Source organism: Prochlorococcus sp. MIT 1342 (assembly GCF_047304495.1).
GTDB lineage: Bacteria > Cyanobacteriota > Cyanobacteriia > PCC-6307 > Cyanobiaceae > Prochlorococcus > Prochlorococcus marinus_D.
This window is the reverse complement of sequence record NZ_CP138957.1, coordinates 1,183,292-1,201,196: the sequence shown is the minus strand read 5'-3', so window position 1 is coordinate 1,201,196 and position 17,905 is coordinate 1,183,292. Positions and strand designations below refer to the sequence as shown.

Sequence of the window (17,905 nt, the reverse complement as noted above, 5' to 3'; positions counted from 1 at the left end):
TTAACGACAATGGCTGCACCGGAAGCGACTTCGGCGACTGACGTAGCAGAAGGCACATCGACTCGTGATTTCTGAGTATTAAGACTCAAACGAGTCTCAAGTGTGTGGAAAAATCAATGGACTCAATTCAGGTGGGCTGTTCCGCTCAGGTGCTGCCACTGTGCTTCCAGCAACTCCTTGAGCCGAGAGTGGTCAGTCAGGTTTGGATCTTCGCTGAGCAGTCTTTGAGCCTCATCACGAGCCTCTTCAAGCACGGCCCCATCATCCGCCAGGCTGGCCAGGGCCAAATCAGGCAATCCAGACTGTTTTGTGCCAAGCACCTGCCCTGGCCCTCGCAAGCGTAAGTCAATCTCAGCAATCTCAAAGCCATCACTGGAGCGCACAAGGACTTCAAGTCGCTGCCTTGCTAATGGGTTTGTGCTGTCATTGATCAGTACGCAATAGGACGCCGCTGCGCCACGTCCCACACGACCTCGCAGTTGATGCAATTGGGCTAGCCCAAAGCGATCCGCGTGGTCGATCACCATCACACTTGCTTGAGGTACATCCACGCCTACCTCCACCACAGTGGTAGAGACCAGTACCTGGCAATCACCCGCTGCGAAGGATTGAATCACGCCCTGCTTCTCTGAGCTACTCAAACGTCCATGCAGTAATCCAACCGTGAACTCCTCAAATACTTGCTCTGATAAATGGGTGTGAACCTTAACTGCTGAACGCAGATCAAGTTTCTCGGAGTCCTCGATCAGCGGTAACACCACATAAGCGCGCTGGCCACGAGACACTTGATCACGGATGAGTTGATAGGCCTGATCCCGATCGCAGCCCTTAATCATCTGAGTTTGAATGGGGGTACGACCGGGAGGTAATTCATCGATCTGACTCACATCCAAATCCCCATGCAACGAAAGTGCCAGTGTGCGAGGAATGGGTGTTGCTGTCATCGTCAAAAGATGAGGTTGGAGCCCCTTGTTCAACAATCTGTTGCGCTGCTTCACTCCAAAGCGATGCTGTTCGTCAACCACCACCAGCCCCAGTCTTGAAAAGGCAACAGGATCTTCGATTAAGGCATGGGTGCCTACCAGTATTTTCAAGGATCCATTGACGAGATCATCAAGGATCTGACGGCGACGTATACGAGTGGTTGCCCCCGTAAGCAACTCGACGCTGACATGCAACTGAGGCAACCAACAACACAATGTGCGGTAGTGCTGCTCGGCAAGGACCTCAGTGGGTGCCATGAAAGCCCCTTGCCAGCCAGCCTCTACCGCTGTGAGCAGGGCTGCTATGGCGACAACCGTCTTGCCACTACCAACATCTCCCTGAATGAGGCGCGCCATTGGTTCCGAGAGCACCAGGTCAGCTTCGATCTCCGTCAACACACGCTGTTGAGCTGCTGTGAGAGGGAATGGCAAAAGCTCCAGGAAGCGAGCCACAAGGCCATCTCGCCGCCCTGCCGTCTGCAATACAGGAGCAGAACATCTGCGCAGCTCTGCTCGCCGTTTCAACAACCCCAACTGCAATAGAAGAAACTCGTCAAAGACCAATCGACGTCGAGCAGACTGCAATGTGTGCTGATCGTCTGGATGATGAATTGCGACCAAGGCATCGCTTCTTCTCGGTAAACGCAATGCCTGACGACGTTGTTCAGGCAGGGATTCAGGCCAACTTGCTGCCAAAGGTAAAATCTGCCGTACCAGATCACGAAAACGGTCAGCCGTAAGGCCTTCAGTGAGGGCATACACAGGCAACAATCGGCCAATGCTTTGCGATCGCAACGGCGAATGTGGACTCTCCATGACCTCAATCAAAGGGTCTTGAAAACTCATGCCGTAAGGCCCCCCTTTGACCAATCCACTTACGGCCACAGTGACTCCAGGCGGGTAAAGGCGTGACTGGCTTTTGAGGTAAGCAGGGCTGCTGAAACGCCGACCAGCGAAAAATCTCCTCACTTTGAGCCGACCAGTTGGGTCTTGAAGCTGCAGCTCAAGAATGGACAAATTTGGGTTGCGTGGACTGGTGAAGCCATGACAACGCCTCACTGTGGCAACAATCGTGGCCGCCTCCCCTGCCTCTAGGGCCTGGATACGCCGCAGCGAGGAATAATCCACATAGTCCCTGGGGTAGTACTGCAGCAAATCTTTGACGAGCAGTAATCCAAGCCCGGCCAAGCGTTCAGCAAGTTTTGGGCCGATTCCTTTCACCTCTGACAGTGGGCTTTCCAACGTCAGAGAGCGGTTCCCACTAGGTAAAGGCATCTGTCGTTGCCTTTCAGCTCCCCCCTGCTTGAGTCTGGGAGGGCCTATTGGCGTTGGTGGTTCCAATCCCTGGCGAATGCCATGTAGAAGCTGTCTTGAGTCCGTCACCAATCGACGTCGCGCCGATTCAGAGCTGTCTGGATAACTCGCAAAGGCTTCAGCTAGTTGGCTGAGACGAGCCTGACTTTTAGTAGGCAACCATCCAGAGGGTGGTTCTGCTAACTGACGCACCAAGAATGCATGAAAATTCTCCTGACGCCCCTCAAGATTCTTAAAACCGTTCTCAGCCTCCAGGGTTAATGCTTGCTGCAGAATGCGCATCCAGCTGAGTAGATGCTGCAACTGATCCCTACTCAGACCTTGGGTGGACTGGTTGGAGGATTGGCGGAAGGGCTCTGCCACCACTGTTGCTTTACCTCCTGAGCCATGGCGCGACGTTGCCAGTGCCGCTGTTGTCGAACCATTTTGAGCAAGGTATGGCGATGTCGCTTGAGTTGAGCCCGACAACGTCGCAAACGCGGGTCGTCAAACTCCATTTCGGATGGGCGCAGAAGAACGCAAATGATCTCCATGCCCTCTAAGACCATTGGATTAGTTGATACCGGTACGCGTAATCTCAGTAAATTGGATTCCACAGGTTCAGATTCCAACTGACCATTCAAGACAGCATCAAGCAAGCTGATTGGTAAGAGGCTGTTGACAATTCCGGCTCGCAACATTTCCACGTTGAGAGCATGGGAAAGATTGCGCAATCTACGAGCGAGGGCACGATCAAGAGATTCCAGCCATCGTGCTAGTTCAAGGGGGCTAACGGGCAAAAAAACCTGCTCCTCATCAAGACCACTGTGAAGCAGGGTGTTGTCACCAGGCTGCAAATCGCTGAATTCACTGGTCAAGACATTCTCTGTAGCCATGGTCTCTCCAGCCATGACAAAGAGAGAGCGAAGTACATCAAGATCACCCTTCTGCCCGCCAATCGGCTCTGAGTCCTCTGAGGCCAACTCCAACTCCTGAGAGTCAAGTTGAGCCTGATCATCCTTGCCTAAATCAGGCTCATCGACATCCTCATTACTAGCCAACCCTGCGCTTAAGCCTGCGTTTTGGGGATCATGATCAAAAGTCAACATGCTGCCGAGACGATCAGGATGCTCGAGTGGAGGATCAAGGCTTAGGTGAATGGACCCCTCAGCTTCTTGCATGGAGTCCTGTTCAGAACGAAAAGCCAACAACAGCTCACGCCTGTTTTGATCGCTCTTTCTCTGGCGTTCACGTTCCATCTGGCGAACCAGATCCATCAACTGCTCGACAGTCAATAAGGAACAGCAATGACAGACCAATTGCTCAACCTGATCTTGAAAAGCTGCCCTTGTTTTGTCCGAAAGCCCACTCAGACGATTCTGATCCCGATCAGTTATCAACAGGAACAGGGCTTGACGGACAACATTAAGCAGTTCCCTCCGTAATAATTGCAGGTAGAGAGCTAAATCGTGGTACAGAGTCAGCGACAAGCGCTGACTCTGCTTTTTTAGTGAGGCAATCTGCTGATCGGGCTCGAAGCGTTGCAATCTCTACTTCTCCGCAGCCAAAATTAAGCAGTCTTCATGGACGCTACTTCCGTAGCGAAATCAGTCTGGTCGACTTCAATCCCCTCCCCAAGGGTGTAGCGGGTGAAGCGGCGAACCTTGATATTTTCTCCAATCTTGCCAGCAACTTGCTTGACGAGTTCCGCAACCGTCATGGAGCTGTCACGGATAAAGGGTTGCTCAAGCAAGACCAGTTCCTTAAGGCGCTTGCCAATTCGTCCTTCAACAATCTTTGCCTTGATCTGTTCAGGCTTGCCAGAAAGATCATCGCGACCCATCTCAATAGATTTTTCCTTTTCAACGACATCAATAGGAATCTCTTCTGTGCTCACGTATTCAACATTCGGGCAGGCCGCCACTTGCATAGCGACATCCTTTAAAAGCCCTTGGAACAAATCACCACGAGCAACAAAATCAGTTTCGCAGTTCAACTCAAGAAGTACCCCGACCCTGGCTCCGGTGTGGATGTAAGTACCAATGGCACCTTCAGCAGCAATGCGAGAAGATTTCTTCTCTGCACTGGCAATACCCTTCTGACGCAGCCATTCGCTCGCCTTGACCATATCTCCGTCACTCTCTGCAAGGGCTTTCTTGCAGTCCATCATTCCCGCGCCGGTCTTGTCGCGCAGGTCCTTGACAAGTTTGGCTGATACGTCCGCCATTGGTAATCGGGGTGAGGAGTATTAGGGATGCAGCCGACCAGATGAGGAGGACGGCGGCGAGAACTTAGCGCTGTAAATGGACTTAATCGTCGCTGTCGTCAGCACCTCTTTGGTCATTAGTGCCATGACGGCCTTCGTTGATGGCATCAGCCAGTCGGCCCAGCACAAGCTGCACAGAACGAACGGCATCGTCATTACAAGGGATCGGGACCTCGCAAAGGTCAGGATCGCAATTGGTGTCAAGCATGGACACCAAGGGAATGTCCAACTTTCGGGCTTCAAGCACAGCGTTGGTTTCACGGCGTTGATCAACTAGCACCACGACATCAGGCAACCGTCTCATCCCTTTGAGACCACCGAGGTACTTCTGCAGTCGCTCAAGTTCGCGACGCAAAACAGAAGCTTCTTTCTTGGGTCGCATGGCAATAGCACCACTGGATTCCATCCGCTCCAGATCCTTCAATCGATCAATTCGAGCCTTCATCGTGGTCCAGTTGGTGAGCATGCCACCAAGCCAACGTTGATTCACATAGGAAGCTCCGCAGCGAGTGGCTTCCAACGCCACCACTTCAGAGGCCTGCTTTTTGGTACCAACAAAAAGGAATCTCTTTCCACTTCGGGCGGAAGAACGAGTCCATTTGTAGGCATTGTTCATGCAGATCGCGGTCTGCACTAGGTCAATGATATGGACTCCATTACGCGCACAATAGATGTAGCGCGACATCTTGGGATTCCAGCGACGGGTTTGATGCCCAAAGTGGGCACCCGCCTCCATCATTTCTGAAAGCGTGACAACAGCCATAGGTTTTAGGTTTCGGGTTCGCCTCCACCTGCCAGGTATGCGAGACGATTCAGCCAAATGGCATGGGTCGACTCATTCATCACCCGAAACGGACAGGTGTGCGGAATGAAAGAACCATTGAAATTTATCAAAGCGACAGCTCAGCGCAGCCCTGTTAGTGCTGCTTCTTTGAAGAGAGCGCGTACCCCGATTCGGTTTAGGGGTAAACGCAAGAGCTCCATTGCCAAACCTTGATGACCGTTGCGAATCAACCAGCCAAGTAAAGGCCTGAGGCTGCGCTCATTAAGTAATCCACCGAGCGTAAGCAACTCCCATAACAACCGATGAAGCCAGGTGAATTGGATGATGAAACGCACCCGTCGAGTCGGGTGCTTGCGATAAAAGATCAGGCCCATTTTGGCCCGCTCCCGCTCAACTCTGATCAGGTCAGGAACTTGCTCAAGACGCAGGGCAGGATGCCAGTGATAACCAACTGCTTCGGGACATTTCACCAACTCAACACCCATCTGTCGAAGTCGTTCCCCCAGCTCTAGATCCTCCCAGCCATACAGACGGAAATTGGTATCGAATAGTCCAGAACGTTCAAGTACCTCTCGATCAATGGCCACATTGCCTGTCGCGAAGTAAGCCCATGAGTTGTCTTGGAATTTGTGAGGTTCTGTAGTGGGCTGCTCGAAATTTGCCGTGTTGATCACCGCGCCATAGGTGAAAGAAAGTCGATCACCGCGTTGCTGCCAACTTTTTTGCAAAGCTCTCGCATGACAGGCGAGAAACGACTCGGTGACAATGAGATCACTATCGATAAAAACAATTAGATCACCTCGGGAATTATCTACCCCGCGATTACGCCCCTCTGCCGGGCCCCCATGCTCTTGCTCCACCACGCGCACATGTGGAAAGCGAGACGCCTCATCCCTCAGCCAGCTCGGTGTGCCATCCGTGGAGCCGTCATCCACAACGACCACCTCATAACCATCTAGCTCAGAGAAAAGGATCTGTTGCTCGAGAGCTAACAGACACTTCTCAAGGATCGATCGACGGTTGTAGGTGGGTATCACGACGCTTGCGAACATTCGCAACCACATCTGCTGCTGACAAGCAACAGCCTAGAGACATGAAAAAAGGGGGCCCATCAATGCCCCCATCTCTTGATTTAAAAAGTCTGTCGATGGGATTAGTCGGCAGCACCACCGTTGTTGGCAGTTCCGGTTACACCATTACCAGCTCCCTCACCTCGGCCGTCATTGCGTAGCTTGCGCTTCTTGAATTTGCGGGCATAGGAGCGATTCCGCTCTTGCTTTTCTTTCTTGAGGTTTCTGCGCTTGGCCATGCTGTTAAAACTTCCAAACTAGAGATCTGTAACCAACCTAACCAAGAGAGGAGATCAGGCGACCATCTTCCATCTGCACCAATCGATCCGCGATATCAACAATGCGGGGATCATGGGTCACCATTAACACCGCACAAGACTGTTCTCGGGCCAATCGTTGAAGCAGCTCAACCACTTCCCTTCCTGTGACGCTATCGAGGGCTGCTGTGGGTTCATCGGCTAGCAATAGCTGAGGTTGAGCCGCCAGCGCACGTGCAATTGCGACTCGTTGTTTTTGGCCGCCAGAAAGATCATGGGGCAGTTTGCTGAGGTGATCGTCTAGCCCCACAGCCCGCAACCAATAGCGAGCCTGATCACGGCGAGCCCGATAAGACAGACCTGGCAACAAATCAGCTCCCATCTGCACGTTCTGTTCAGCTGTGAGACACCGCAAAAGATTGTGGCCCTGAATAATCATGCCGATATGACAGCGAAGCTGTTGGCGAAGGCGACGATCTGATCCCCGTAACTGATGGCCGAACACGCATATATCTCCTTCTTGAACTGTGCGTAGCGCTCCGATCAAAGTGAGCAGGGTGGTTTTGCCACAGCCTGAAGGCCCGCTGAGCAACACCACCTCGCCAGGGGCTATTTGCAGAGAAATGGACTGCAACACCTGACGTCGCATTGCACCAATGCCAAACCAGTGGCTGAGACCCTGAACTTCAACCATGAGCTTTTCATTCATGGCGATGTCTTCTGATCGAATGATTGAAAGAGAACAGACCCATCAGAAAATCTCTGCAGGGTCGGCATCGACCAATCGGCGCATCGCCAGCACCGCTGAGCCCATGCACATCGCCAGGATCAGGCTGAAAACAAGCACGGCACGCGGAAGATCCATTGCCACAGGAAGTTTTGTCGAACTGCGGACCAAGGCGTATAGGGCCTGGCCGGCGGCATAGGCCGGCACATATCCCATCACTGCCAGGAAGATCCCTTCGCGAGCCACCACGCCTAGAAGAGTCTTCAAGCGATAACCCATCGCCATCAGAGTGGCGTACTCAGGCAGATGATCGCTGACATCGGTGTAGAGGATTTGATAGACAATCACGCACCCCACAACAAAACCCATTGCTGCACCGAGGCTGAAAATGAAGCCAATGGAAGTACTGCTTCGCCAGTAATTCTTCTCAAACTCAATGAAAGCCTGCTTGGTAAAGACCTTCACATCGTTGGGCAAGCTCGCCGTGAGAGATCGAACCACAGCGTCTGGATCTGCCCCTGGTCGCAGCCTTAGCAAACCGATTTCAATGCTTCCAGGCGGATTGCTGGGTAACAGCTCAAGGAATGTTTCCCTGCTGGTGAGCAGATTGCCGTCAGCTCCAAACGATGGCCCCAGGCTGACTAATCCCGCTACCCGAACCCTTTTTCCGGCGAGCTCAGTCTCAACAGTTCGGCCCTCATCAAACCACTTGGCAATAGGTCCGAATTCATTTCGAGAACGCTGATCAAATAAAACTCGACCACGACTTGTGAGCGCTTTTGCCTTGGCCGCAAGCTCAGGATCTGTGAACAGCGAATCCCCCGGTTCAAAACCTAAGGCAAGAATCTGTCGGGTCGTGAGGGTTTGCGGATTTCTCCAAAGCAAAAAATTCCAGTTCACAGGCGTGATGCCCTGGACATCTGGATGTGCCATGGACTGCACCAACCGACGCCTTGGGAATCCACTCATGCTGATCGAGCTCATCGAGCGAGGGCTCATCAACACCAGGTCAGCATCAAAGAGACGATGCACGGTGACACTGGCATCGAACAAACCATCTCGGAAACCCAATTGCATGAACATCAGGATTCCGGCGAAGCAGATTCCTGCCAGAGCAACCAAAAGCCGTAAAGGTTGACGACTCAGTAGCAACCAAGCCAGAGGGATCCTCCGCTGTTGCCAAAAGCCAGACATCACGAGGGCTGAAAGCGAGCGATCACCTTCATCCCCGCGAGACTTCTCACCCGAGCAGCTGAGTTTTGGTCAAGACTGACCCGAACTTCAACTACGCGGGCATCTGCATCACCAGTTGGATCAGTTGAGAGCACATTGCGCTGACGAACCTGGGGGCTAATGCGTTCCACACGACCCATCAAAGTCCCATCGAATCCACCGTTTTCACTGGTTAAGCGAACAACTTGTCCAACATTCACTCGATTCACATCCGACTCATAAACTTCGATCAAGGCTTCCATGGTCTGATTGGCGCCAACTTCCATCACGCCATCACTACCTGGACGCTCCCCGACGCGAGTGTGCACCCTTAACACCACACCATCGAGGGGAGACTTCAATTGACTATCAGCGAGATCAGCCTCAAGTCCGCTGATTTCAGCCAAAGCCTCCCGACGTTGGCCATCGATTTTGACGAGTTCTTCCTGTTTTTCCTCCAAATCCACCAGAGATGAAGCTCCAACCAGGGCAGCTTTTTGATAACGAGTGACCTCCCGGCGCTGCATTCGCAACTGAACCTCGAGGGTCTCCAGTCGAGCTTGGACAGCTGCCAGATCAGCAAAAGTTTTAGGTCGGTTGTCGAACTCTGCTAGAACCTGGCCACGCTTAACCGCATCACCTTCACGAACACTGAGCTTGGCAACCCGTGGAGTGCCCCCAAACCCGCTAGCAGGGGCGGCCAAGCGACGGACATCACCAGCGGGCTCAAGTTGCCCCAAGGCTGCAACAGCTTCAATTGGTCTGGCAGCTGGAACCAGCACAGCACTTTCTTGAGGTGTCTCAGGCCGACGCGTAAGGCTCCAGATACCAATAGCTACAACAAGGCAGATTCCTCCGGTTATCAACCATCTCCAGGTTTTGTTGCTTAAAGGGGAGGTGGATCCTCGAACAAGATCTCCTCGATGTATCGATCCGCCCATTGAGGATTGAAGGCTTTCTCCAGCACTCCACGTGTCTTGTCGTTGCGTTTCTGTTGGATGCAATAGGAGAGTTGGCTCTTATGCCTTTGGATCGTAGATGCCGCATCAGAAGCATCGGGAGTCGCGTCAATGACGCTAGAGATAAGAGCTTTGAGATAGCCATCTGCCAAATCCACGAACCAGCTTTCCTCTTGGCTACTAGCTGGACGGATGAACTGGACAAACGGCGAGAAAATGGATCCCCATTCAGGCAATTCCCTCACCTGTTGAAACGCAGGAATGGGCAGTGACTCAAGGCCATGGAGTAGGGCCACTGGCATTGTTAGGCCTACAGGCGAAAGATCCACGATGGCCGCAGAAATACCGGCAGGACCAGCAACAATATCGGCTCCAAAAATTGGTAGATCAAAGCGAGGATCGGGAAAGAAGACGCAATGGAGTACTTGCAGTCCCCCTCCCAGCCTTGCTATCTCCAAATGCAACTTGCGCATCCCCCGACAACGATGCAATTCATTGCTAATCAGCAGCTCCTCTCCATCAAGCTGGCCGCTGATTGACTCCATCACTGAATCCAGTGCAAATGAACTGAGCTCCGGTAACTGCGCCCTGCGCTGCCTGATTCGTGCTGCCAACGACTCGATTAACGGATGAATTGCCGGGCCGCTTGTGGAGGGAAAAGGCAGCACGATGGCAAGAAGGATCAGAATGGGACTTTGACATGCACCTCTGACACGCTCCACCCCTAAACCCAGTCTTCAACACTGGGCTCTAAAGAACAAGACCCGCTGCGTGTTGGCATCCATGCCAGATGCACCACTGACTTGTTTAGACCTCTGGTGCAAAGCAGGTAGTTCAAGCGAACAAAAAGGAGAGGAAGGACTAGCCCACTTTCTTGAACACATGGTGTTCAAGGGAAGCTCACAGATGGAGGCGGGAGAATTCGATCGCAAAATCGAAGCGCTTGGAGGCAGCAGCAATGCCGCCACAGGTTTCGATGACGTCCACTTTCACGTTCTTGTACCACCATCGGCAGCTAGGGCAGCACTTGATCTACTGCTCAACCTCGTTCTGACTCCAGCTCTGCGTTCAGAGGCCTATGCCATGGAGCGAGACGTCGTATTGGAGGAAATTGCCCAATATCGAGATCAACCGGATGATCAAGTCCTCCAAAAGCTTCTCGAAGCATGCTGCGAAGATCATCCCTATGGCCGAGCCATCCTTGGCTGTGAAGCAAGCCTAAAAACAAGTACTCCCGAGCAAATGAGGGAGTTCCACAGCCGCCGCTATCGAGGCCCGAACTGTTGCCTAGCAATTGCGGGTGCCATTCCGATAGGCCTGGAAGAAATCTTGAACAACAGCCGTCTGGCTGAGTTGAATCAACAAACGATGGAGGACATTGATCCTCCCATTTCTCCAACGCTCAGCTTTCAAAAAGGGCGACGAGAAATTCAAGTCCCCAGGCTGGAATCCACCCGGCTATTGATGACCTGGCCGATGCCCCCTGCCTCAAACCAAGAGATGGTGATGGGAGCTGACCTGGCGACCACCCTGCTTGCGGAAGGACGTCGCAGTCGACTGGTGCATCACCTCAGAGAGGAATTGCAAATCGTGGAATCGATCGATATGGATGTAACCGTGTTGGAACAAGGCAGCCTTGTATTGCTAGAAGCATGCTGCAACGAGACGCAGCTGGACAGGGTGGAAAAGGAAATCCACCATTTACTGCAGACGAGCCTCGAATCAACACCCAAGAATCAGGAGATCGAACGAGCTAGCCAACTGGTTTCAAATGGACTGTGTTTCAGCCTTGAAGCTCCCAGTCAAGTAGCCGGCCTGGCAGGGAATCAAGCTCTTTGGAATCGTCCTCAATCCTTGTTGGCACCACTTGATCACCTGTCTGCATGGACGCCGACTCGACTTCTCGAGCAAATGCTTCCATTACTGCAACCAGAGCGGAGCTTCACCCTTGTTGCCAGACCGATGGAAGCAGACGAATGAATCCTCTCGATGTGGTTTTAGATCCAATCGCCGCACCGGGAGTTATCGCCGCCAAGCTCTGGGTTAGAGGCGGCAGTGGTGCTGACCCAAAAGGGCAACGGGGAGTTCATCAACTGCTCGGAGCCCTCTTGACCAGGGGCTGTGGACCCTATGACCACCTTGCTCTGGCCGATCTCGTTGAAGGCTGTGGGGCAGGTTTGCGCTGCGATACCCACGAAGACGGATTGCTAATTAGCCTCAAATGTGCTGATCGTGATGCCGAACGACTTCTTGATTTACTTGGCTGGATGTTGATCGATCCGCATCTGGATTCAAGTCAAGTAACGCTGGAAAGGGATCTCAGTCTTCAGGCCTTGCAAAGACAAAGAGAAGACCCATTTCACGTGGCTTTTGACGGCTGGCGGCAGATGGCTTACGGCAGTGGCCCCTACGGCCACGATCCCCTTGGCCTTAGCGAGGACCTCAACCAACTTGGTCGACAGCAATTAATTTCGCTAATCGACGGGCTAACAGCACAATCACCTGTGCTTGCCCTCTCTGGGACCCTTCCAGAGGATCTTGAACAGCGGCTGGAGGCAATGGAATCTTTTCAGCGCTGGCCCAATCAGCCACTTCAGCAAGCGAGAAAGTCTGAATCGAGCAAGATCTCAACAGAGAACATTCAGCTCGAATCCAACATTTGTCTTCAGCCTGAACCTACAAGTCAGGTGGTCATGATGCTTGGACAGCCAACCCTTGCGCATGGCCATGAAGACGATCTAGCACTGCGTCTACTGAACTGCCACCTGGGATTAGGCATGTCGAGCTTGCTGTTCAGGCGTCTACGAGAGCAACACGGGGTGGCCTACGACGTAGGCACTCATCACCCGGTACGTAAGTGTGCCGCTCCATTTGTCTTCCATGCCTCAACAAGCGAAGACAAGGCAAAACTCACCCTTCAATTGCTTCTAGATAGCTGGTGGGAACTCAGCCAGCAAGAGATATCAGAAGAAGACATTGAACTGGCACGCGCAAAATTCCATGGTCAACTCGCTCATGGAGCTCAAACCACTGGACAACGAGCAGAACGCCGAGCCCAATTGCGGGGACTAGGGCTGCCAACCAACTATGACCAGCACAGCTTGGAGGCAATCAAAAATCTTGATGGAAGCGCTCTGCAAAAGGCAGCTCAACGACATTTAAGAATGCCCTCGCTAAGTCTCTGTGGCCCAGAAAACAGCCTTCAAATCCTTGCCAAGGACTGGCAACAGCAAGTGGTTCAAAGCTCTTAATCCCCCTTTGCGCCATCAACATCTGAAAGGTCAAAGATCAGGCGATCCAGTGGGATCAGAAAGCTGCCATGACGAAATCGCACAACAGCCATGTCCTTGGCTCGCAGGCCAACGATCTCGCCAAGCTCTTCTGGGGAGACCAAATCCGGTGGCCGTAGCATTGGCATGGGATCCGCGGTCTTTAGATAAGGCAAAGGCACCTTTAAACGGACCTGTTGACCAATAACCGGTTCCATCAGAAATGAGCAATGCCACTCTCCTACTGCAGGATGGAGCAAGCTGAAAACCCTTTTTGCGAGCCCTGGCTACCTGGAGCGGCGCCCTCGCCGGCCTGATGATGATCCTTGTAGGAGGGTTGATCCCTGCTGCGCTGCTCTTGCCTGGCCTTGACTTACAACCGCACGTGTTAACGCTTCCAAGTACTTGGCAGGTGCCAGCTCTATTGCTGTGTGCACTCGTATGCGGTCCGCGTGCTGGAGTCATTGCTGCAGTTGCCTATCTCACCATTGGCCTCGTTGACCTACCCGTATTTCATGGTGGTGGAGGCCTCAATTATGTGCTGACACCAGGTTTTGGCTACCTGGCTGGATTCGTTCCAGCTGCCTGGCTCAGTGGTCGTCTGGCCCAGCAACCAGGCATGAATGATGTACTGAGCCTGACGATTGCAGCAATCGCGGGGCTGATCATGCTGCAACTTTGCGGCGTACTCAATCTGCTTATCGGATCTGCCCTATACCAATGGCCTGATCGCATTCCAGAACTGCTATTTAGCTATACCTTTGGGCCCCTACCCGCTCAACTAGTCCTCTGTGCAGGCGTTGGCGTACTTGCCTTGCCATTGCGAAATCTTCTGTTTGTTGAATGAATCAACCTCAAATACTGAAGCAACGTCAACTATCACGCAGGGCAATGCTGCTAATCAGCATCCTGCTGATGCTGATTGATCAGATCAGCAAAAGCTGGGCCCGTCAACAACTCAGCTCAGGCTTGGTACTCCCTTTTGTTCCTGGGCTATTGCAGTTGCGTCTGATCAGCAATACAGGCGCAGCTTTTAATCTTTTCAATGGAGCAACATTCCTCTTAGGGCTGCTCAGCCTGGCTGTGACCATTGGTTTGATGGTCTGGATTTGGAGAGCAGGACAGATGCCGATATGGCAAGGCCTTGCAATGTCCTTTCTGCTCGGCGGAACGATCGGCAATGGCTTGGACCGATGGCGTCTAGGGCACGTCACCGACTTTCTGCAACTTGTACCGGTGGACTTTCCGATTTTCAATGGAGCCGATGTGGCGATCAATTTGGCCGTGATCTGCTTCGGAATCGATGCCCTGATAAGACGCCATGGACAACAACACACCTAAGCCTTGTGCCATGGCTGGAGTGATCATCAATTAGATCAGTCAACCCGATCGAAAAGTTGTTCTTTAAAGCGATAGCTGCCGCTTTAGTGGAAACGTAAGGATGGAGTTTGCCCTTACTTGATCATCAAGACAAATATTTGGTCTCTAGATGATCTCAAACCCACCAATGCACGTTGTTGGCGTTGGAGGAGGGGGCGAGAGCTGGAATGATGCGACGCCGATCAAATCAAGATTTCACGATCCTCAAGGATCGAATGACCTATTCGCCTCATTCCTGCATACAGCCAGCGAAAGCATCAAAATTGCTGGTCTGGGCAGATTCAGAGCATGCCTTAAATGGTGGTGATGAACTGGACCAGTGCAATAGGTCTCTTGGCGATATGGAAGATGGCAAGACCGGCACAACCATTAATGCCAGAGATCTGCTAATGATCGGCCATGAGCCTTGCGGATACAAATTCTTGGTCTCTGGCTCAGCAATGATGCCAACAGCTCCAGATCCCAGACGCTGTCTTTCTGGTCAAAGATCATTGAACCTGCAGGCCAGCGGAAGCATGACAAACAAATGATCTCCCGTCAGCGGCTGCTCCTATGGACCGCCTGCGCGCTGGTGGTCTTGCTCGTCATCGGAGCTCTAGTGCAAGTGGTGAGGAACCTGCTCTGGGATTTGAGTTACCTACTACCTCCCTGGTTGCTAGGCCCGGTGTTGTTACTAACAGCAGGCCTCATCATCTTGATGATCTATCAGGTTGGATGGCCTTGGTGGAAGGCTTTTAAGCGTCAGAACTTAGAAACTGCTCAAAACAATCAACGGCCCCTTTCCCCTCCAAGTAGCCGTAATCAAGCAGCCAAGCAAAGTCTTGAAAACATTGATCGCCTGCTTGAACGCCTCAAAGACGAGGTCACTCGAGAAGGGCTTAAGCAAGAGAGAGAAAGGGTGGCTGATGAACTGGCCCGTGGTGATCTGATGGTGGTGGTGTTCGGTACTGGTTCCAGCGGCAAGACATCTCTGATCCGAGCACTCCTGAACGAAATGGTGGGTGAGGTTGGTGCACCCATGGGATCCACAACCAGTAGCCAGATTTATCGACTGCGTTTAAAGGGACTTGATCGAGGCCTTCAATTAGCTGATACCCCAGGAATTCTTGAAGCAGGCAGAGCCGGTTTAAGCCGAGAGAAGGAAGCAAGGCAACGAGCCAGTAGAGCTGACCTGATGGTGGTGGTTGTGGATTGTGATCTACGCGCTTCAGAGCTGGAGGTCATCAGTAACCTCGCCAATCTCGGCAAACGATTGCTCCTAGTTCTGAATAAATGCGATCTTCGCGGTGAAGAAGAGGAGCGACGGCTTTTGGCGCAGTTGCGAGGGCGATGCAAGGGCTTGCTTGAAGCTGAGGATGTGATCTCCTGTAGCGCTGCACCGCAGTCACTGCCGCGCCCCGGTAAACGACCTTTGCAGCCTCCTGCTGAGGTCGACAACCTGCTGCGTCGCCTTGCGTCAGTGCTACATGCCGATGGTGAAGAACTGCTTGCAGACAACATTCTGCTGCAATGTCGCCATCTGGGAGATGCCGGTCGCCAGCTGCTGGATCGACAACGCCAGGATGAAGCGCGTCAGTGTGTTGATCGTTACAGCTGGATTAGTGGTGGTGTTGTCGCTGCAACCCCCCTCCCAGGAGTGGATCTATTGGGGACGGCAGCGGTGAATGCCCAAATGGTGATGGAGGTCGCCCGGGTCTATGGAGTTCAACTCACTCGCAACCGAGCACAAGAACTGGCGGTATCAGTAGGGCGCACTTTGGCAGGACTTGGCATTGTTAAAGGTGGAGTGGCGATCATCGGCACAGCTCTCAGTGTCAACTTGCCCACCCTGTTGCTGGGCCGAGCGGTACAAGGGGTCGCTGCTGCTTGGCTCACACGCGTTGCTGGAGCCAGTTTCATTACCTACTTCCAGCAGGATCAAGACTGGGGGGATGGCGGTATGCAGGAAGTGGTGCAACGTCACTACGATCTCAACCGACGGGAATCTTCGCTGGAACGTTTTCTCACGACAGCCCTGCGGCGGGTGGTTGAGCCTCTTCAGCGAGAGAAACGGCGACAGCTCCCGCCACGCCCAGGGCCTCGGGGGGTGGCGGACGCATCGGACCTCGGGCATCCAGAACTGTGATCAAAGCCAGGTAGAACAATCCAATCGCTACTGATAAAACAGTCGTGATAATCGCCACCCAGCGGCCTCGTGGGGGTGATGAAGCCATTAGCGCAAACCCAGCAAAGATTGATTCATCAGAGTTGCCAACCGATTGAGATGAATCGATTGCGTATGGGGGTTGCCCAAGACCACCTTGAGGAAGTGACGACCATGATGCAAGGGTCTTGAGACCATCAACTGCTGTTCCAGCAAGTTTTGCCGAGTTGCTAATGACCAGACTGAGGCTTGATCTGCATCGGCGTTCTTAGGGGTACAGGCAATCAGATGCAATGGTCCGCTGAGAAGAATGAACCTGGATGCATCGAGTTGACGCGCGAGCGACTGACGACGCTGAATCGCCCCCTCCAGCAAGCACTGAATTCCCTGCTCCCCGAGTTGACGCAGACCCAACCAAAGCTTGAGCACCTCTGCTGGCCGAGTTCCTTGAAGGCCAATTTCACTTCCATGACCGTCTCCCCAGGCTGGTTCCATATAGGGCAAGCCAGTCGAGAAGGCTGAAGCAAGATGGGATTGGTTCGCGACTAGCAATAGGGATGATGTCTTAGTGATCCCAAGCAACTTTTGAGGATTCACTGTGATCGAATCGGCTAGAGAGATTCCTTCAACCACAGAAGCAGTGGCTGCTGTTAGAGCAAAGACCCCTCCAATGGCTCCATCGACATGCAACCAGACCTGCTCGCGTCTGCATAGCTCTGCTACCGCTACCAAGGGATCTACAGCTCCTTGGACAGTCGTCCCTGCTGTCGCCACAACGGCTAAGCATGGTCTCCCTTCTGCGCGGAGAGCTTTCAGTTGATGCTCTAGGGCATCGAGATTCATGCAGCCCTCTTGATCGACAGGCACCGTCTGCAAGGCATCGCTAGCCAATCCCATGACCCGAATGGCCTTAGCGAGTGATACATGGGCGTCGACACTTGCAAGCACCACTGCCCTGGGATCATCTTGAAGATCTGCCTGTTGGCGAGCTATCACCATCGCCATGAGGTTGCTGAGGCTGCCACCACTGGCTGCCACACCACCAGCCGTCAACGGCAGCCCCAAGCGCTCAGTAAACCAGCGGCACATCTCTCGCTCTAAACGCGAAAGACTGGGTGACAACTCCTCGGCCAAAAGATTGTTGTTTAGCCCTGCGCAGATCAAATCGGCAGCGATGGATGCCGTTAGAGGAGGCGGATCGAGATGAGCCAAAGCACCTGGATGGGAAGGCTGATAAGCCCCTTCCATCACCAACTGCAAATCGTCCAGCAAGGCATCAACTGAAAGACCTTGAGGCGGCGGCGCCACATCAGGCAAAGCACTAAGCGCTGGTAAGGGGCCTCGATTGCTTGCTGTTGCGAACCATTGACAAAGTCGAGCACTGGCCTGCTCCAGAAAAGTCTGCAGTTCTGGATCGAAACGGTCAGGCTTGGCAAAGGGCGCCAAGGTCGCAGTCGGCCTTATCTGGGGAGTGCCAGCCAATAACGCTCGTCATACAAGTTCTATTCTCCCTCCTGATGGCATTGTTTGATCAGGAGCTGCCACTTAGCGGTGCCTTTAGC

At 53.0% G+C, this 17,905-nt stretch carries 18 protein-coding genes; 6 read left to right on the top strand and 12 right to left on the bottom strand.

Features of this window, described 5'->3' with window-relative positions:
* Window positions 1-122 precede the first annotated feature (122 nt).
* The 10 genes from recG to SIB79_RS06220 form a co-directional block, all read right to left on the bottom strand.
* Window positions 123-2,663 (bottom strand): ATP-dependent DNA helicase RecG, encoded by a 2,541-nt coding sequence (gene recG, locus SIB79_RS06265; protein WP_063403880.1) that lies wholly within the window; start codon window positions 2,661-2,663, stop codon window positions 123-125.
* Window positions 2,612-3,823 carry a hypothetical protein gene (locus SIB79_RS06260; protein WP_063403881.1) on the bottom strand — a complete coding sequence of 404 codons (1,212 nt, stop codon included), beginning with the start codon at window positions 3,821-3,823 and terminating at the stop codon, window positions 2,612-2,614. Before SIB79_RS06260 ends, recG begins: the two co-directional genes overlap by 52 nt.
* A 23-nt stretch (window positions 3,824-3,846) precedes the next feature.
* Window positions 3,847-4,503 carry a translation elongation factor Ts gene (gene tsf, locus SIB79_RS06255; RefSeq protein ID WP_063403882.1) on the bottom strand — a complete coding sequence of 219 codons (657 nt, stop codon included), beginning with the start codon at window positions 4,501-4,503 and terminating at the stop codon, window positions 3,847-3,849.
* Window positions 4,504-4,585: 82 nt separating this feature from the next.
* Complete coding sequence (gene rpsB, locus SIB79_RS06250; protein WP_011129963.1) at window positions 4,586-5,305, bottom strand: 30S ribosomal protein S2; 720 nt, start codon at window positions 5,303-5,305, stop codon at window positions 4,586-4,588.
* A 140-nt stretch (window positions 5,306-5,445) separates the two neighbouring features.
* Entirely contained in the window at window positions 5,446-6,378 is a 933-nt protein-coding gene (locus tag SIB79_RS06245; protein WP_196757627.1) for a glycosyltransferase family 2 protein, read from the bottom strand.
* A 101-nt stretch (window positions 6,379-6,479) separates the two neighbouring features.
* Complete coding sequence (locus tag SIB79_RS06240) at window positions 6,480-6,635, bottom strand: hypothetical protein (protein WP_011129965.1); 156 nt, start codon at window positions 6,633-6,635, stop codon at window positions 6,480-6,482.
* 37 nt (window positions 6,636-6,672) lie between these two features.
* The gene (locus tag SIB79_RS06235) at window positions 6,673-7,362 is read right to left on the bottom strand and encodes a DevA family ABC transporter ATP-binding protein (RefSeq protein WP_063403884.1); all 690 of its coding nucleotides are present in this window, start codon (window positions 7,360-7,362) and stop codon (window positions 6,673-6,675) included.
* A gap of 42 nt (window positions 7,363-7,404) precedes the next feature.
* Window positions 7,405-8,574, bottom strand: a complete 1,170-nt coding sequence (devC, locus tag SIB79_RS06230; RefSeq protein ID WP_063403885.1) for an ABC transporter permease DevC — start codon at window positions 8,572-8,574, stop codon at window positions 7,405-7,407.
* A complete protein-coding gene (locus tag SIB79_RS06225) occupies window positions 8,574-9,458 on the bottom strand; it encodes an HlyD family efflux transporter periplasmic adaptor subunit (protein WP_063403886.1) in 885 nt (294 codons plus the stop codon). The genes devC and SIB79_RS06225 overlap by 1 nt, the downstream gene beginning before the upstream one ends.
* 20 nt (window positions 9,459-9,478) lie before the next feature.
* The gene (locus SIB79_RS06220; RefSeq protein ID WP_063403887.1) at window positions 9,479-10,273 is read right to left on the bottom strand and encodes a phycocyanobilin:ferredoxin oxidoreductase; all 795 of its coding nucleotides are present in this window, start codon (window positions 10,271-10,273) and stop codon (window positions 9,479-9,481) included.
* A 61-nt stretch (window positions 10,274-10,334) separates the two neighbouring features.
* Between SIB79_RS06220 and SIB79_RS06215 the strand changes: the two genes are divergently transcribed.
* Window positions 10,335-11,531 carry a M16 family metallopeptidase gene (locus SIB79_RS06215; RefSeq protein WP_063404111.1) on the top strand — a complete coding sequence of 399 codons (1,197 nt, stop codon included), beginning with the start codon at window positions 10,335-10,337 and terminating at the stop codon, window positions 11,529-11,531.
* A complete protein-coding gene (locus SIB79_RS06210) occupies window positions 11,435-12,802 on the top strand; it encodes a M16 family metallopeptidase (RefSeq protein WP_063403888.1) in 1,368 nt (455 codons plus the stop codon). Before SIB79_RS06215 ends, SIB79_RS06210 begins: the two co-directional genes overlap by 97 nt.
* Here the strand turns inward: SIB79_RS06210 and SIB79_RS06205 are convergent.
* A complete protein-coding gene (locus tag SIB79_RS06205) occupies window positions 12,799-13,038 on the bottom strand; it encodes a DUF3148 domain-containing protein (RefSeq protein WP_041384313.1) in 240 nt (79 codons plus the stop codon). The two genes, SIB79_RS06210 and SIB79_RS06205, sit on opposite strands and share 4 nt — an antisense overlap.
* A gap of 56 nt (window positions 13,039-13,094) precedes the next feature.
* Here SIB79_RS06205 and SIB79_RS06200 point away from each other — a divergent pair, with 56 nt between their 5' ends.
* The 4 genes from SIB79_RS06200 to SIB79_RS06185 all read left to right on the top strand — a co-directional run bounded on the left by SIB79_RS06200 (window position 13,095) and on the right by SIB79_RS06185 (window position 16,325).
* Window positions 13,095-13,667: a biotin transporter BioY gene (locus tag SIB79_RS06200; RefSeq protein ID WP_011129973.1), complete on the top strand. Its 573-nt coding sequence runs from the start codon at window positions 13,095-13,097 to the stop codon at window positions 13,665-13,667.
* Window positions 13,664-14,161: a signal peptidase II gene (gene lspA / locus SIB79_RS06195; RefSeq protein ID WP_011129974.1), complete on the top strand. Its 498-nt coding sequence runs from the start codon at window positions 13,664-13,666 to the stop codon at window positions 14,159-14,161. Before SIB79_RS06200 ends, lspA begins: the two co-directional genes overlap by 4 nt.
* Before the next feature lie 176 nt (window positions 14,162-14,337).
* Window positions 14,338-14,730 (top strand): carbamoyl-phosphate synthase subunit L, encoded by a 393-nt coding sequence (locus SIB79_RS06190; RefSeq protein WP_236072655.1) that lies wholly within the window; start codon window positions 14,338-14,340, stop codon window positions 14,728-14,730.
* Window positions 14,727-16,325 carry a YcjF family protein gene (locus SIB79_RS06185; protein WP_063403889.1) on the top strand — a complete coding sequence of 533 codons (1,599 nt, stop codon included), beginning with the start codon at window positions 14,727-14,729 and terminating at the stop codon, window positions 16,323-16,325. The genes SIB79_RS06190 and SIB79_RS06185 overlap by 4 nt, the downstream gene beginning before the upstream one ends.
* Before the next feature lie 87 nt (window positions 16,326-16,412).
* On the opposite strand, the gene SIB79_RS06180 is transcribed toward SIB79_RS06185, so the two are convergent.
* Window positions 16,413-17,825, bottom strand: coding sequence for a pyridoxal phosphate-dependent decarboxylase family protein (locus SIB79_RS06180; protein ID WP_063403890.1), 1,413 nt, complete (start codon window positions 17,823-17,825; stop codon window positions 16,413-16,415).
* Window positions 17,826-17,905 lie beyond the last annotated feature (80 nt).